The organism is Streptomyces sp. NPDC127097 (assembly GCF_042724075.1).
Classification (GTDB): Bacteria; Actinomycetota; Actinomycetes; order Streptomycetales; family Streptomycetaceae; genus Streptomyces.
Window position 1 is genome coordinate 111,686 of the sequence record NZ_JBHXFI010000001.1, and the last position, 14,658, is coordinate 126,343.

Consider the following 14,658-nt stretch of genomic DNA (forward strand, 5'->3'; position numbering starts at 1 on the left):
CCATGTCCCGTAAGCGCACCATGATCATCGGGGCGGCCGCGCTGGCCGGCACGGCGGTCCTCTCCCTCTCCCTGTCCTCCTGCGGCAAGGCCGACATGACCAAGCAGGCGTCGCCGTTCGCGGCGGCCAAGGGCTCCAAGTCGGTCACCCTGTCGGTGCAGACCTGGGTCGGCGCCCAGTCCAATGTCGCGGTCGCCAAGTACCTTCTCGAAAAGAAGATGGGCTACCACGTCGACACCGTCCAGGTGGACGAGATCCCCGCCTGGGACGCCCTCAGCCAGGGCCGGGTCGACGCGATCCTGGAGGACTGGGGCCACCCCGAGCAGGAACAGCGGTACGTCAAGGACAAGAAGACGATCACCGCGGGTGGCGGCAACGGCGTCACCGGCCACATCGGCTGGTACGTCCCCAAGTACTGGGCCGACAAGCACCCCGAGGTCAAGGACTGGAAGAACCTCAACAAGTTCGCCGACCAGCTCAAGACCTCGGAGAGCGGCAACAAGGGCCAGCTGATGGACGGTTCGCCGTCCTATGTCACCAATGACAAGGCGCTGGTGAAGAACCTCAAGCTCAATTACGAGGTCGTCTTCGCGGGCTCCGAGGCGGCGCAGATCACCCAGATCCAGCAGTTCGCCAAGCAGAAGAAGCCCTTCCTGACGTACTGGTACGAGCCGCAGTGGCTCTTCAATCAGGTGCCGATGGAGGAGGTCAAGCTTCCCAAGTACACCGATGCCTGTGCGGAGAAGGGCACCAAGGACCCCACGTCCATCGACTGTGCCTATCCGACCACGCCCCTCCAGAAGTACTTCAACACGGAATTCGCCAAGAAGGGCGGCAGTGCCGCGGCGTTCCTGAAGAACTTCAAGTGGACCAAGGACGACCAGAACGAGGTCTCCGAGTCGATCGCCTCGGGCGGTCTGTCCGCCGACGAGGCGGCGAAGCGCTGGGTGGAGAAGCACCCGGAGGTCTGGAAGAAGTGGCTGACTAAGAAGTAGCCGCACGGGAAGCGCGGAACCCGCGGGCAGTCGCACGGTGTGTGCGGCTGCCCGCGAGCGCGTTCCGGGGGCCTTGCGGGCCGGACTTACCCGTTCGGGTGGCGGCCGGCGAACCACCGCGCGGCGCGGCGCCCGGCCCAGAAGGCTGGGCAGCCGTCACCGACGAAAGGCCCGTCATGCCGCTGCCGCCGACCTGCCCCACCCCCGACTGCGACGACCGGCTGTGGAAGGACACCGCGCACACCAACACCGACTGGGACAACTGGCGCTGGTGGTGCTGCCGTTGCCGCAAACAGTGGTACCCCACCGCCGAACAGCTCCAGGACTTCCGCTACGGAACGAGCCGGCCCGCCGCGGCCCACCGGGACCCGCGGACGGCCCGCAGGTAGAGCGGCCACCGACTGGCCATCGATGGGGCGAAACGCTGTAAATGGGCCATTGTGGGCATAAGGGTCATCCCTCATAATCCGGAGGTCAGGTTCGGGCCGTGGCTTCGGTATCACCCCGGGAAGGTGGGGCTTCCAAGGCGCAGGGCGGCAAGGAGCAGCAGCAGGCGCACGACCGGCTGATCGCGGAGACGAAGGACCTCGCGAGGCAGCTCGACAAGCTCCGCAGCGCGGAGTGAACGCGCGGCGGGCCTGACGCTTTCAGTGCGGCGCGCCGCCGGCTCCGCCTGCGCGCCCGCACCGGCTCCACCGCCGGCGGGCCTGCGCATCCGCTGAGCTGCGGGGCCGGCTGCCCGGCCCGCCGGTGTCGATGACGTGTCTGACCTCCGCGCGCCGTGGGTGCCGCGCGACCACCAACTCCGCGTCATCCGCGGCGAGTCGGCCCGAGGCGGGCCGCTCCGGCCGGAACAGGACCGGCGAAGGTGACATTGCGGTACGTCCCGTCCCCGGCCGGTGCCATGCGGCCGGGACCTGGTTGCCCGGCGGCCCTGGAGTGACGGCATAGTAGGGCGCAGCCCGATGAGGGACATGACAATTAACGGTGGCAACGGTGCGCTGTCGCGCTCGGCGCCGCCCCGTACCAGGGGGACTCCCGCTCCATGCCATCCATCCGCCGCTCCACCGCCGCGGCCGCGGCACTCGTCGCACTGCTCGCGGGCACCGTCACCGCCTGCGGCCCCGACGGCGGTGCGGCCGCCGACCAGAAGGACCGGGCCGACGGGGGCTTCAAGCTCCCCAAGGGCGCGCCGACCAGCCTGGACGATCTGAAGAAGTGGAAGGACGGCGGCTGGCAGGACTGGGACAAGTGGGCCCGCGACGCCAAGGACTTCGCCAACCCGATCATCAAGGACCACTGGAAGTCGGACCGGCTGGCCAAGGCGAAGACCTCGCCGGAGATCGGCGTCAAGGCCACCGGCACGGGAAGCGAGTTCGACGGTACGGACCCCGAGCCGCGGCCGGTCACCGCCGAGCAGGTCGCCCGGCCGTACCACCAGCACATGGCCCCGGTCGGGAAGATCTTCTTCGACAGCCCGAAGGGCCCGATGGTCTGCTCCGGCACGATCGTCGAGGACCCGGCGCACCCGGGCAAGTCCAACCTGGTGTGGACCGCGGGCCACTGTGTGCACTCCGGCAAGCAGGGCGGCTGGATGCGCAACATCGTCTTCGTGCCGTCCTACAACGACAACGGCGTGCCGATGAACCAGGTCAACAGCACGCCCGCCCAACAGGTCACGCCCTACGGCCGGTTCTGGGCCGACTGGATCACCACCTCCGGTGAGTGGATCAAGATGGGCAGCGAGAAGTCCGGCAACGGCGGCTCCGCCTACGACTTCGCCGTGCTGCACGTCAAGCCGGAGAACGGCAGCGGCAAGTCCCTCCAGGAGACCGTCGGCAACGCCGCCCGGGTCTGGTTCAACGCCCCCGCCGCGAACCAGATCGGCTCCCTGGACGCCTTCGGCTACCCCGCGGCTCCCCCCTACGACGGCGCGCGCATGATGAACTGCCCCGCCCGCCCCGGCCGCCTCGTCATGCAGCAGGGCACACCCGCCATGAACCGCATCGGCTGCACCATGACCGGCGGCACCTCCGGCGGCGGCTGGTTCGTCAACCGCGGCGGCAAGCTGACCCTGGTGTCCAACACCTCGATCAGCTCCAACGCCCACACCTGGCTGGCCGGCCCGCACCTGGGCCCGGAGGCCCAGCAGGTCTTCGCCAACATCAGCCAGAAGTTCGCGAACCGGTAGGGGGGCGCGGAGGCGGCGAGGAGGGCGCGGAGACGGCGGAGGGCCCCGACGCCGCGCCCACCGCCGCCACACCCACCGCCGCTGCCCCACAAGGCCGCTACCCCAGAGGCGGCAGCGCCCGGCACAGTGCCTCCAGGGCGGCGGGGAAGGCGCTGTCGCTGGGGGCCGCATAGCCGACGACCAGGCCGTGGTGGGGGGCCATGGTGGCCTCGGGGTGGCGGTAGTCGGACAGGCCGTCGAGGGCCAGGCCCTGCCAGCGGGCGGCGCTCAGGGCCGCTTGTTCGTGCAACTCGCCCGCGCCATCGGGGAGTTGGAGGACGGCGTGCAGGCCGGCGGCGATGCCGGTGACGGTGAGGTGTGGGGCATGGCCGGTCACCGCGTCGATCAGCTGGTCGCGGCGCCGGCGGTAGCGCTGGCGCATCCGGCGGATGTGCCGGTCGTAGGCGCCGTGGGCGAGGAACTCGGCGAGGGTGAGCTGGTCGGTGACGCCCGCCCAGCCCTCGCGCTCGCCCTTTGCCTCCAGTACGGCGTCGACGAGGCGGTCCGGAAGCACCATCCAGCCCAGCCGCACCGCGGGGGAGAGGCTCTTGCTGACCGAGCCGATATGGAGGACGCGCTCCGGATCCAGGCCCTGGAGGGCCCCGACGGGCTTGCGGTCGTAACGGAACTCCCCGTCGTAGTCGTCTTCGAGGAGGTAGCTTCCGCTCTCCCGCGCCCAGTTGATGACCGCGGCGCGCCGGTCGGGGTGCAGCGGCACACCGAGCGGAAACTGGTGAGCCGGGGTGAGCAGCGCCGTCTGCACGCCGTGGGCCGCGGCCAACTCCGCGCTGTCGGCGCCGTGTGCGTCGATGCCGAGGGGGTGGGTGCGCAGGCCGGCGGTGGCCAGGAGCCGGCGGTGGAACGGCAGACCGTAGGACTCGACGGCGAGCGGCCCGGGGAGCACGGCGGGCAGCAGCAGACGCAGCGCGTGGGCGAAGCCGGAGCAGATCACGATGCGTTCGGGGTCGGTGCGTACGCCACGGGTGCGCGCCAGGTAGTCGGCGAGGGCGCGGCGCAGTTCGGGGCGGCCGCGCGGGTCGCCGGGGCCGAACGCGTCGTGCGGGGCGGCGGTCAGCGCACGGCGGGCGGCGGCGAGCCAGGCGGTGCGCGGAAAGGACGCGGCGTCGGGCCGGCCCTGGAGGAGGTTGTGCGTGGGGCGGCTCGCCGGGGCGCGGTGGGCCGGGGCCCGGGTGGGCGTCAGCGGCTTCGCACGGTGGGCGACGCGGGTGCCGGAGCCCTGCCGTGCGCTGAGCCAGCCCTCGGCGACCAGTTCGGCGTAGGCGTCGGCGACGGTGTTACGGGCGATGCCGAGGTCGGCGGCGAGCGAGCGGTAGGGCGGCAGCCGCGTACCGGGGGCGAGCCGCCCGGACCGTACCGCGTCCCGCAGCGCCCGGATGAGGACGGCGCGGCGGCCGCCGGGTCCGGTCAGCTCCAGATGCAGATCGGCGCCCAGGCTCTCGGCGAGATTGACCCATGATTCCGGCATGGGAATGCACCCTACAGCCGGTCGCCTGCCCTTCTAGATTCAAGGCATGACGAACGAAGCGCAGATCGACACGGCAGACAACACGGCAGACAACACGGCACGGATCACGGCTCGGACCGACGGAGCGAAGGTGGCGGACGAGATGGCGGGACGCAGCCCCCGGGTCAATTTCGCGAAGGCCGCGCCGAAGGCGTTCAAGGCGCTGATCGGCTTTGACGCCGCGGCCCGTGAGGGTCTCGATCCGGCCCTCGTGGAACTGGTCCAGATCCGGTCCTCGCAGCTCAACAAGTGCGCGTACTGCCTGCACATGCACACCACCGACGCCCGTAAGGCCGGGGAGAGCGAGGAACGCCTGCACATGGTCGCCGTCTGGGAGGAGGCCGCCCACTTCTTCACTCCCAAGGAGCGGGCGGCCCTCGCCCTCACCGAGGCCGTGACCCTGGTGGCGCAGGGCGGTGTCCCGGACGAGGTCTACCGGCGCGCCGCCGCCCACTTCGACGAGCCGGAACTGGCCCGTCTGCTGGCCCTGATCTTCACCATCAACACCTGGAACCGGCTCGCCCTGAGCACGGGGAAGGTGGCGGGGACGGACGAGCGGTAGGGCTCAGCCCTCCGCCGCCGGCTCCCCTCCCAGCTCCTCCCGCAGTCGCTCCGCCATCCCCGTCAAGGCCGCCATCGCCCGCTGCTGGAGTCCGGGGCCGAAGGTGATCCTGGCCGCGCCCAGGGCGCCGAGTTCGCGGGGTGCGGGGCCGTCGGGGGTCACCACGGCATTGACCGGGAGGCCGATGGCGCCGGCCAGGTCGGCCAGCAGGGGCGGCGGGGCCAGGATCGGGTAGACGCAGTCGGCACCGGCCGCGGCGTACAGGCGGCCGCGGCGGACCGTCTCGTCCTTGTCCGGAGCGCCGTGCAGGTAGGTGTCGATCCTGGCGTTGATCACCAGGGCGTCGCCCGCCTCGGCGCGTACCTCGGCCAGCCAGTCGGCCTGCTGGTGCGCGTCCCGTAGTTGGCCGGTGGCGTGGTCGGTGTCCTCCAGGTTGCAGCCCACCGCCCCGGCGTCCGCGAGCCGGCCCACCAACTCCCGGGCGGACAGGCCGTATCCGGCTTCCACGTCCGCCGACACCGGGATGTCGACGGCGCGGGCGATACGGCGGACGGCGGCGAACATCTCGTCGGGCGGGGTCGCGCCGTCCGCGTGGCCGAGGGAGGCCGCGACGCCCGCGCTGGGGGTGGCCAGCGCCGGGAAACCGGCGTCGGCGAAGACCTGGGCGCTCGCCGCGTCCCACGGGCCGGGGAGGACCAGCGGCAGGTCGGGGCCGTGGTGCAGGGCACGGAGCACGGTGGCCGTCATGACGCACCTCCGGCCGGCGCCGCTTCGGCCGGGACCGCTTCGGCCGGGGCCAGACTCGCCCCCACCGGTATACGGGCCGCGACATTGATCCGGTTCCAGGAGTTGATCGCGGTGATCAGGGCGATGAGGCGGACGAGGTCGGCGTCCTCGAAGTGCGCCGCGGCCCGGTCGTAGACCTCGTCCGGGACGAAGCCGTCGGTCAGCAGGGTCACCGCCTCGGTGAGGGCGAGGGCCGCCCGCTCCTTGGGGGAGTAGAGACCGGTGGCCTCCTCCCAGGCGCCGAGGAGGGCGATCCGCTCGTCGGTCTCCCCGGCCTTGCGGGCGTCCGTGACATGCATATCGAGGCAGAACGCGCAGTGGTTGAGCTGCGAGGCCCGGATGAGGAGGAGCTCGACCAGGGACCGGTCGAGGCCCTTCGTGGCGGCCCGGGTCAGTGCCAGCAGCGGGCCATGGATGCCGGGCGCGAGCCGGTAGAAGGGGAGACGCGGGGTCTCGGTCGCCGTCATGCCTGCCCCGGGGCCATGCGGGTGGCGACGCCGAAGCGGTTCCAGGCGTTGATGGTGGTGATCAGGGCGATGAGCTGGGCGAGTTCGGTGTCGCCGAAGTGGCCCGCGGCGCGGTCGTAGACGGCGTCCGGGACGAAGCCGTCGGTGAGGAGGGTGATCGCCTCGGTGAGGGCGAGGGCGGCCTGCTCCTTGTCGGTGTAGTGGCCGGCGGCCTCCTCCCAGGCGTTGAGGAGGTAGACGCGCTGCTCGGTCTCGCCGGCCTCGCGGGCGTCCTTGATGTGCATATCGATGCAGAAGGCGCAGTGGTTGAGCTGCGACGCACGGATCTTGACCAGCTCGACCAGCGTCGGGTCGAGGCCCTGCTTCGCCGCCGCATCCAGCGCGATCATGGCCTTGTAGACGTCCGGCGCGAGTTTCGCCCAGTGCAGCCGGGGGCCGTGCCGGTGCGGGGCGCCCTCCGCCGTCCCGGAGGCCGTGGCCGGTGTCGTCGTGCGTGCTGTTGGTGTGGTCGTCATGGCTACGACGCTACGGCGGCAATGGCACAGCTGTATGGTCCACTTCCATGGGGAATTCCTGGGCCACTTTCGGTCGCGATCTGCACCTCGACCTCACCGGCCCCGGCGGGCTGCGGGCCGCGCTGCTGCACGCCCTGCGGGAGGCCGTACGGTCCGGCCGGCTGACCCCCGGCACCCGGCTGCCGTCCTCCCGCTCGCTCGCCGCCGACCTCGGCATCGCCCGCAACACCGTCGCCGACGCCTACGCCGAACTCGTCGCCGAGGGCTGGCTGAGCGCACGGCAGGGCTCCGGCACCCGCGTGGCGGAGCGGGTCCTGCCGCGCGCCACGCCCGTCTCGCGGCGCACCCCGGGCCCGGCCGGCCGCGCCGACCGGCCGCGCTTCGACCTCATGCCGGGCACCCCCGATGTCTCCGCCTTCCCCCGCACCGCCTGGCTCGCCGCCGCCCGCCGCGCCCTGACCACCGCCCCCAGCGAGGCATTCGGCTACGGCACCCCGAGCGGCCGCCCCGAACTCCGCACCGTCCTCGCTGACTACCTCGCCCGCGCCCGCGGGGTACGCGCCGACCCCGACCGCATCGTCATCTGCGCCGGCTTCATGCAGGGGCTGGCGCTGCTCAGCCGGGCGCTGGGCACCGGGCGGCTGGCCGTCGAGTCGTACGGCCTGGACTTCCACCGCGCCGTCATCACCCGCGCCGGCCTGGCCACCGTCCCGCTCCTCGTGGACGAACGCGGCGCCCGCACCGAGGAGCTGGCCGGGCTCGACGACGTACGGGCGGCGCTGCTCACCCCCGCCCATCAGTTCCCCACCGGTGTCCCGCTGCACCCCGACCGCCGCGCCGCCGCCGTCAACTGGGCGCGGTCCACCGGGGGTTTCATCCTGGAGGACGACTACGACGGCGAGTTCCGCTACGACCGCCAGCCGGTCGGCGCGCTCCAGGGGCTGGACCCCGACCACGTCGTCTACCTGGGCACCGCCAGCAAGAGCCTCGCCCCCGCGCTGCGGCTGTCCTGGATGGTGCTGCCGGACCGGCTGGTCGACCCGGTGCTGGCGCTCAAGGGCACCGGCGAATGGCAGTCCGGCACCCTGGACCAGCTCACCCTCGCCGAATTCCTGTCCTCCGGCGCCTACGACCGCCATCTGCGCGGCATGCGGCTGCGCTACCGGCGGCGCCGCGACCAGCTGGTGGCCGCCCTGGCCGACCGCGCGCCCCACGTCCATGTCTCCGGCATCGCCGCCGGACTCCACGCCGTGCTGGAACTCCCGCCCGGCACCGAGCAGTCCATCATCCAGGGCGCCCGCTGGCAGGGCCTCGCCCTGGAGGGCCTGAGCCGCTTCCACGACCCCGCCGCCCCATCGGCCTCCCGCGACGCCCTGGTGGTGGCCTACGGCACCCCGCCCGACCACTCCTTCACCCACGCCCTGGACGCCCTGCTCAGGGCGCTGCCGCCGGGGGAGTGACGGACGGCCGTGCACCGGCGCCCGCTGCCGGTTCTCAGCTGCCCTACAACTCCCGGACGAACGACACCCGGTCCAGCCCCGGCCCGTCGTAGTCGCCGTGCACCGGGACGCCGTCATCGTCGATCCGGTCGCCCGGCTCCAGCTGGAATCCCATCCGGGTGTGGTACGCGATGGAGTTGCGGTTGTTGGGGCTGGTGATGCAGCGGACCTGGCTACGGCCGGCCGCGCGGGCCGTAGTGAAGAAGCGGTCGTAGAGGGTGCTGCCCATGCCCTCCCGCCGGCCCTCCGGGCACACGCCCGCGAAGTGGATGTACGCGGTCCGGGGGTCCGTCTGGGACAGGAAGCCGATCAGAAAGGCGTGCAGGGTCTGGTCGGGCCGCTCGACCAGGAAGCTGGTGTCGGCGAAGTGCTGAAGCCAGAGGCGCGGTACGAGCAGCCGGCGCTGCTGCGCGCCCGCTTCGCCGCCCAGACCGTCCCACCAGTCGCCGAGGGCCTGCTGAAGCCGCGCGTGATCGGCGGGAACCGGGCGGCGCAACGTCAGCTGTCCGGGCAGCTGTTCCAGTGCTCGGGCGTGCTGGGTCATGGTCTGGCTCCTCCGTCCTCGGGGGTGAACGGGATCTTGCCCCGATCCATTGACCAGCGTAGACGGCGGTTGATCCGGACGGCTGGCGAAAAGTCGCCTCTCGCCCGACCAACTCCCTTGCGTAGATAGCCGGTTGAGGCCACAAGAGGGAGAGGAGTCGCCCCGCTCGCCCGACCCCGCGAATGCGTTGCGCTGGCAAATCAAGCGAATGGCCGGCCACTCCCCACCCGCGTACGCCGCGGCACTCAACTGCGCGGTTGCACAACGGCGTTGAGGGTGGTGCCGGCGCCGCTCCCGGCGGCGTCCCGTACTGACCGCACGTCACCAGTGCCGACGCCTGTCACGACTGCGCCCGGTGGCGCGCGCCCCGCTGTGTCCTGGGCGCCTCTTCGCGCTGCGCCATTCAGGGTAAATGGGTGTGACGCCTATGGCGTGGCGGCATGATCGGCGCGCCTACTGATGCTATCGACCGGCGGGTTGCCTACCTGGCGGATGGCGTTGGTATGCAGGTGCGAATCAACGTCGCTGTCATTACCAAGCCTGGTCCCCAGGTTGATGCCCACTTCCCGCAGAACCACAAGCTCCGCGGGGAGCGGAACGGCCCGCCTACATCCAGCAACCGGAGGGCCATAGCATGGCACCCACCTTCACTTTGGCGTCCGCAGCGCCAAACCCGGCTGTCTTCGGACAGCCGGTGACGCTGACCGCCACCGTCATTCCACTGGGCCTGGGGACACCCACCGGCACCGTGACCTTTGTCGTCGCCGGCGGACCCACCCTGACCGCACCGCTCGTAGGTGGCACCGCGACCGTCACCACGACCGGTATCCCCATCGGTTTTCATACCTTCACTGCGAACTACAACGGCAGCCCCCAATTCTCACCGTCCAGCGGCCTCGGGTCCATCACGATCGTCAAGGCGTCGACCTCCACCGTGGTGACCTCGTCGCCGGACCCGTCGAACTTCGGACAGCCGGTCTCCATCACCGCCACCGTCTCGCCGGTCGCGCCCGGTGCGGGCACCCCGACCGGCACGGTCACCTTCGTCATCGCCGGTGGCGGGGGCGGCACCCTGACCGCCCCGCTCGTCGGTGGCACGGCGACCGTCACCACCAGCAGTCTCACCCCGGGCACCCATCTCATCACCGCGACATACAGCGGCAATGCGCAGTTCAATGCGTCGTCCGGGACCGATACGCAGACGGTGCAGCAGGTCCTGACGCCGACGACCACCACGGTCACCTCGTCCCCCGACCCGTCGGTCTTCGGACAGCCGGTGACCTTCACGGCCACCGTCGCACCCGTCCCGCCCGGCTCGGGCACCCCGACCGGGACGGTCACCTTCGTCATCAGCGGTACCGGGGGCGGCACGCTGACCGCCCCGCTCGTCGGCGGCACGGCGACGGTCACCACCAGCAGCCTCGGTGTGGGCCCCCACACCGTTACCGCGACCTACAGCGGCAGCGGCAGCTTCGCGCCGTCGAGCGGTACCGACACCCAGACGGTCAACAAGGCGTCGACGACGACCACGGTCACCTCGTCGCCGGACCCGTCGGCGGTCGGCCAGTCGGTGACGTTCACGGCCACGGTCGCCCCGGTGGCGCCGGGTGCGGGGACGCCGACGGGCACGGTCACTTTCGTCATCAGTGGTGGTCCGACGCTGACCGGCACCCTCTCCGGGGGCACGGCGAGCGTCAGTACCAGTTCCCTTTCCGCCGGTACGCATACGGTCACCGCGACCTATAGCGGTGATGCCAACTTCAACTCCTCCGTGGGCACGGACACCCAGACGGTGGGCCAGGCAGCGACGACCACCACGGTGACGTCCTCGCCGGACCCGTCGGTCGTCGGCCAGTCGGTGACCTTCACGGCCACGGTCGCCCCGGTGCCGCCGGGTGCGGGCACCCCGACCGGCACCGTCACTTTCGTCATCTCCGGTGGCCCGACGCTGACCGGCACCCTCTCCGGGGGCACGGCGACCGTCAGCACGAGTGCCCTTTCCGCCGGTACGCATACGGTCACCGCGACCTATAGCGGCGACGCCAACTTCACCTCGTCGGTCGGTACGGACACCCAGACGGTGAACCAGGCAGCGACGACCACCACGGTCACCTCGTCGCCGGACCCGTCGGTGGTGGGCCAGTCGGTGACCTTCACGGCCACGGTCGCCCCGGTAGCGCCCGGCGCGGGGACGCCGACCGGGACGGTCACCTTCGTCATCTCCGGTGGTCCGACCTTGACCGGCACCCTCTCCGGAGGGACGGCGAGCGTCTCGACGAGCGCGCTGAGCGTCGGCACCCACACGGTCACCGCGACCTACAGCGGCGACGCCAACTTCACCTCGTCGGTCGGTACGGACACCCAGACCGTCAACCAGGCAGCGACCACCACTACGGTCACCTCGTTCCCCGACCCCTCCGTGGTGGGCCAGACGGTCAACTTCACGGCCTTTGTGGGGCCGGTGTTCCCCGGTGGCGGCGTTCCGACCGGAACCGTCGGTTTCGTCATCACGAACGGGGTCACCACGGTGTCCCTCACCGGCACCCTCGACGGCGCCGGCGTCGCGACCGTCAGCACCAACGGGCTGGTGACCGCGGGCACTTACACCGTCACCGCGACCTACGGCGGAGACGCGAACTACTCCGGCTCCAGTGACACCGACACCCAGACCGTGCTCCCGGCGCTGACGACCACGACGGTCACTTCGTCGCCGGACCCGTCCGTGGTGGGGCAGCCGGTAACCTTCACGGCCACCGTGGCGCCGGTGGCGCCCGGTGCGGGCACCCCGACCGGGACGGTCACTTTCGTCATCTCCGGTGGTCCGACCCTGACCGGCACCCTCTCCGGGGGGACCGCGAGCGTGACGACGAGCGCGTTGAGTGTCGGTTCGCACACGGTCACGGCGACCTACAGCGGCGACGCGAACTTCACCGCCTCGTCCGGTACGGACACCCAGACGGTCAACCAGGCAGCCACCACCACTACGGTCACCTCGGCGCCGGATCCGTCGGTGTTCGGTGAGCCGGTGACGTTCACGGCGACCGTCGCTCCGGTGGCGCCCGGTGCGGGCACCCCGACCGGGACGGTCACTTTCGTCATCTCCGGTGGTCCGACCTTGACCGGCACCCTGTCCGGCGGGACGGCGAGCGTCACGAGCAGCGCGTTGAGTGTCGGTTCGCACACGGTCACGGCGACCTACAGCGGCGACGCCAACTTCACTGCCTCGTCCGGTACGGACACCCAGACGGTCAACCAGGCAGCCACCACCACTACGGTCACCTCGGCCCCCGACCCGTCCGTGGTGGGGCAGCCGGTGACCTTCACGGCCACCGTCGCGCCGGTTTCGCCGGGTGCGGGTACGCCCACGGGCACGGTGACGTTCGTGGCGACGGACGGTGTGACCACGGTGACGCTGACCGGCACCCTCAGCGGCGGTACGACCAGCGTGACCACCAGTGGGCTGGTGACCGCCGGCGTGTACACCGTGACCGCGACCTACAGCGGCGACGCGAGCTTCGCCGGCTCGGTCGGTACGGACACGCAGACAGTTGGCCAGGCGTCGACGACCACGACGGTCACCTCGTCGCCGGACCCGTCGGTGTTCGGTGAGACGGTGACCTTCACGGCGACGGTCGCTCCGGTGGCGCCGGGCGCGGGTACTCCGACCGGGACGGTCACCTTCGTCGTCACCGGCGGTCCGACCCTGACCGGCACGTTGTCCGGCGGGACGGCGACCGTCTCGACGAACGCGTTGACCGTCGGCACCCACACCGTTACGGCGACGTACAGCGGCGACGCGAACTACTCCGGCTCCAGTGACACCGACACCCAGACCGTGCTTCCGGCGCTGACGACCACGACGGTCACTTCGTCGCCGGATCCGTCGGTGGTGGGGCAGCCGGTGACCTTCACGGCCACCGTCGCGCCGGTCGCGCCCGGTGCGGGCACGCCGTCGGGCACGGTGACGTTCGTGGCGACCGATGGTGTGACCACGGTGACGCTGACCGGCACCCTCAGCGGTGGTACGACCAGCGTGACCACCAGCGGTCTGGTGACCGCGGGCGTGTACGCCGTGACCGCGACCTACAGCGGTGACGGAAGCTTCGTCGGGTCGGTCGGCACGGACACCCAGACGGTAGGCCAGGCAGCGACGACCACTACGGTCACCTCGGCCCCCGACCCGTCGGTCTTCGGGGAGACGGTGACCTTCACGGCGACGGTCGCGCCGGTCGCGCCGGGCGCGGGCACCCCGACCGGGACGGTCACCTTCGTCATCAGCGGCGGCCCGACCCTGACCGGCACCCTCTCCGGCGGGACGGCGAGCGTCTCGACGAGTGCGCTGGGCGTCGGCACGCACACGGTCACCGCGACCTACAGCGGTGACGCCAACTTCAGCTCGTCGGTCGGTACGGACACCCAGACCGTGGGTCAGGCGGCGACCACGACCACGGTCTCCACGGCTCCGGATCCGTCCGTCGTGGGGGAGACGGTGACCTTCACCGCGACCGTCGCGCCGGTCGCGCCCGGTGCGGGTACACCGACCGGCACGGTCACGTTCGTGGCCACCGACGGTGTGACCACGGTGACGCTGACCGGCACCCTCAGCGGCGGTACCACCAGCGTCAGCACCAACGGGCTGGTGACCGCGGGCACTTACAACGTGACCGCGACCTACAGCGGCGACGCGAACTTCGCCGGCTCGGTCGGTACGGACACCCAGACGGTGGGCCAGGCGTCGACGACCACGACGGTCACCTCGGCCCCCGACCCGTCGGTGTTCGGTGAGACGGTGACCTTCACGGCGACGGTCGCACCGGTCGCGCCGGGCGCGGGCACTCCGACCGGGACGGTCACCTTCGTCGTCACCGGCGGCCCGACCCTGACCGGCACACTGTCCGGCGGGACGGCGACCGTCTCGACGAACGCGTTGACCGTCGGCACCCACACCGTCACGGCGACCTACAGCGGTGACGCCAACTTCACCGGGTCCAGTGGCACGGACACGCACACGGTGACCCTTGCGCTGACGACCACGACGGTCACCTCGTCGCCGGACCCGTCGGTGGTGGGGCAGCCGGTGACCTTCACGGCCACCGTCGCGCCGGTCGCGCCCGGTGCGGGCACGCCGTCGGGCACGGTGACGTTCGTGGCGACGGACGGTGTGACCACGGTGACGCTGACCGGCACCCTCAGTGGCGGTACGACCAGCGTGACCACCAGCGGTCTGGTGACCGCGGGCGTGTACGCCGTGACCGCGACCTACAGCGGTGACGGAAGCTTCGTCGGCTCGGTCGGCACGGACACCCAGACCGTGGGCCAGGCATCGACGACCACGACGGTCTCCACGACGCCGGACCCGTCGGTCGTGGGGGAGACGGTGACCTTCACGGCGACGGTCTCGCCGGTCGCGCCGGGTGCGGGTACGCCCACGGGCACGGTGACGTTCGTGGCGACGGATGGTGTGACCACGGTGGCGCTGACCGGCTCGCTCAGTGGCGGTACGACCAGTGTGAGCACCAGCGGTCTGGTGACCGC

The 14,658-nt window shown here is 71.5% G+C and carries 12 protein-coding genes; 7 read left to right on the forward strand and 5 right to left on the reverse strand.

Annotated elements, in window-relative coordinates:
* Positions 1-2 precede the first annotated feature (2 nt).
* The 4 genes from ACFWJW_RS00455 to ACFWJW_RS00470 all read left to right on the forward strand — a co-directional run bounded on the left by ACFWJW_RS00455 (position 3) and on the right by ACFWJW_RS00470 (position 3,186).
* The gene (locus tag ACFWJW_RS00455) at positions 3-995 is read left to right on the forward strand and encodes an ABC transporter substrate-binding protein (protein ID WP_387232713.1); all 993 of its coding nucleotides are present in this window, start codon (positions 3-5) and stop codon (positions 993-995) included.
* 176 nt (positions 996-1,171) lie between these two features.
* On the forward strand, positions 1,172-1,384 hold the full coding sequence (locus ACFWJW_RS00460) for a hypothetical protein (protein WP_387232716.1): 213 nt from the start codon (positions 1,172-1,174) through the stop codon (positions 1,382-1,384).
* Positions 1,385-1,482: 98 nt separating this feature from the next.
* Positions 1,483-1,620 (forward strand): hypothetical protein, encoded by a 138-nt coding sequence (locus tag ACFWJW_RS00465; protein ID WP_387232719.1) that lies wholly within the window; start codon positions 1,483-1,485, stop codon positions 1,618-1,620.
* A gap of 420 nt (positions 1,621-2,040) precedes the next feature.
* Positions 2,041-3,186, forward strand: a complete 1,146-nt coding sequence (locus ACFWJW_RS00470) for a trypsin-like serine peptidase (protein WP_387232722.1) — start codon at positions 2,041-2,043, stop codon at positions 3,184-3,186.
* 97 nt (positions 3,187-3,283) lie between these two features.
* Here the strand turns inward: ACFWJW_RS00470 and ACFWJW_RS00475 are convergent, their stop codons facing one another.
* A complete protein-coding gene (locus ACFWJW_RS00475) occupies positions 3,284-4,711 on the reverse strand; it encodes a PLP-dependent aminotransferase family protein (RefSeq protein ID WP_387232725.1) in 1,428 nt (475 codons plus the stop codon).
* Positions 4,712-4,853: 142 nt separating this feature from the next.
* Here ACFWJW_RS00475 and ACFWJW_RS00480 point away from each other — a divergent pair, with 142 nt between their 5' ends.
* Positions 4,854-5,312 carry a carboxymuconolactone decarboxylase family protein gene (locus ACFWJW_RS00480; RefSeq protein WP_387233414.1) on the forward strand — a complete coding sequence of 153 codons (459 nt, stop codon included), beginning with the start codon at positions 4,854-4,856 and terminating at the stop codon, positions 5,310-5,312.
* Between the two features lie 3 nt (positions 5,313-5,315).
* On the opposite strand, the gene ACFWJW_RS00485 is transcribed toward ACFWJW_RS00480, so the two are convergent.
* The 3 genes from ACFWJW_RS00485 to ACFWJW_RS00495 are packed head-to-tail and all read right to left on the reverse strand — an operon-like array spanning position 5,316 to position 7,080.
* Positions 5,316-6,059 carry an isocitrate lyase/phosphoenolpyruvate mutase family protein gene (locus ACFWJW_RS00485; protein WP_387232727.1) on the reverse strand — a complete coding sequence of 248 codons (744 nt, stop codon included), beginning with the start codon at positions 6,057-6,059 and terminating at the stop codon, positions 5,316-5,318.
* A complete protein-coding gene (locus tag ACFWJW_RS00490) occupies positions 6,056-6,565 on the reverse strand; it encodes a carboxymuconolactone decarboxylase family protein (RefSeq protein ID WP_387232728.1) in 510 nt (169 codons plus the stop codon). Before ACFWJW_RS00490 ends, ACFWJW_RS00485 begins: the two co-directional genes overlap by 4 nt.
* On the reverse strand, positions 6,562-7,080 hold the full coding sequence (locus tag ACFWJW_RS00495) for a carboxymuconolactone decarboxylase family protein (RefSeq protein WP_387232730.1): 519 nt from the start codon (positions 7,078-7,080) through the stop codon (positions 6,562-6,564). The genes ACFWJW_RS00490 and ACFWJW_RS00495 overlap by 4 nt, the downstream gene beginning before the upstream one ends.
* A 47-nt stretch (positions 7,081-7,127) precedes the next feature.
* Between ACFWJW_RS00495 and ACFWJW_RS00500 the strand changes: the two genes are divergently transcribed.
* Positions 7,128-8,540 (forward strand): PLP-dependent aminotransferase family protein, encoded by a 1,413-nt coding sequence (locus ACFWJW_RS00500; protein ID WP_387232733.1) that lies wholly within the window; start codon positions 7,128-7,130, stop codon positions 8,538-8,540.
* Between the two features lie 43 nt (positions 8,541-8,583).
* On the opposite strand, the gene ACFWJW_RS00505 is transcribed toward ACFWJW_RS00500, so the two are convergent.
* On the reverse strand, positions 8,584-9,123 hold the full coding sequence (locus tag ACFWJW_RS00505; RefSeq protein ID WP_387232736.1) for a GNAT family N-acetyltransferase: 540 nt from the start codon (positions 9,121-9,123) through the stop codon (positions 8,584-8,586).
* Positions 9,124-9,817: 694 nt separating this feature from the next.
* Between ACFWJW_RS00505 and ACFWJW_RS00510 the strand changes: the two genes are divergently transcribed.
* The coding region (locus ACFWJW_RS00510) for a beta strand repeat-containing protein (RefSeq protein WP_387232738.1) at positions 9,818-14,658 on the forward strand (4,841 nt) is incomplete at its 3' end.

Coding starts and splice junctions, on each gene's coding strand:
- ACFWJW_RS00470 (WP_387232722.1), top strand. CDS start 2,041: ATGCCATCCATCCGCCGCTCCACCGCCGCGGCCGCGGCACTCGTCGCA.
- ACFWJW_RS00455 (WP_387232713.1), top strand. CDS start 3: ATGTCCCGTAAGCGCACCATGATCATCGGGGCGGCCGCGCTGGCCGGC.
- ACFWJW_RS00490 (WP_387232728.1), bottom strand. CDS start 6,565: ATGACGGCGACCGAGACCCCGCGTCTCCCCTTCTACCGGCTCGCGCCC.
- ACFWJW_RS00505 (WP_387232736.1), bottom strand. CDS start 9,123: ATGACCCAGCACGCCCGAGCACTGGAACAGCTGCCCGGACAGCTGACG.
- ACFWJW_RS00495 (WP_387232730.1), bottom strand. CDS start 7,080: ATGACGACCACACCAACAGCACGCACGACGACACCGGCCACGGCCTCC.
- ACFWJW_RS00475 (WP_387232725.1), bottom strand. CDS start 4,711: ATGCCGGAATCATGGGTCAATCTCGCCGAGAGCCTGGGCGCCGATCTG.
- ACFWJW_RS00480 (WP_387233414.1), top strand. CDS start 4,854: ATGGCGGGACGCAGCCCCCGGGTCAATTTCGCGAAGGCCGCGCCGAAG.
- ACFWJW_RS00460 (WP_387232716.1), top strand. CDS start 1,172: ATGCCGCTGCCGCCGACCTGCCCCACCCCCGACTGCGACGACCGGCTG.
- ACFWJW_RS00485 (WP_387232727.1), bottom strand. CDS start 6,059: ATGACGGCCACCGTGCTCCGTGCCCTGCACCACGGCCCCGACCTGCCG.
- ACFWJW_RS00500 (WP_387232733.1), top strand. CDS start 7,128: ATGGGGAATTCCTGGGCCACTTTCGGTCGCGATCTGCACCTCGACCTC.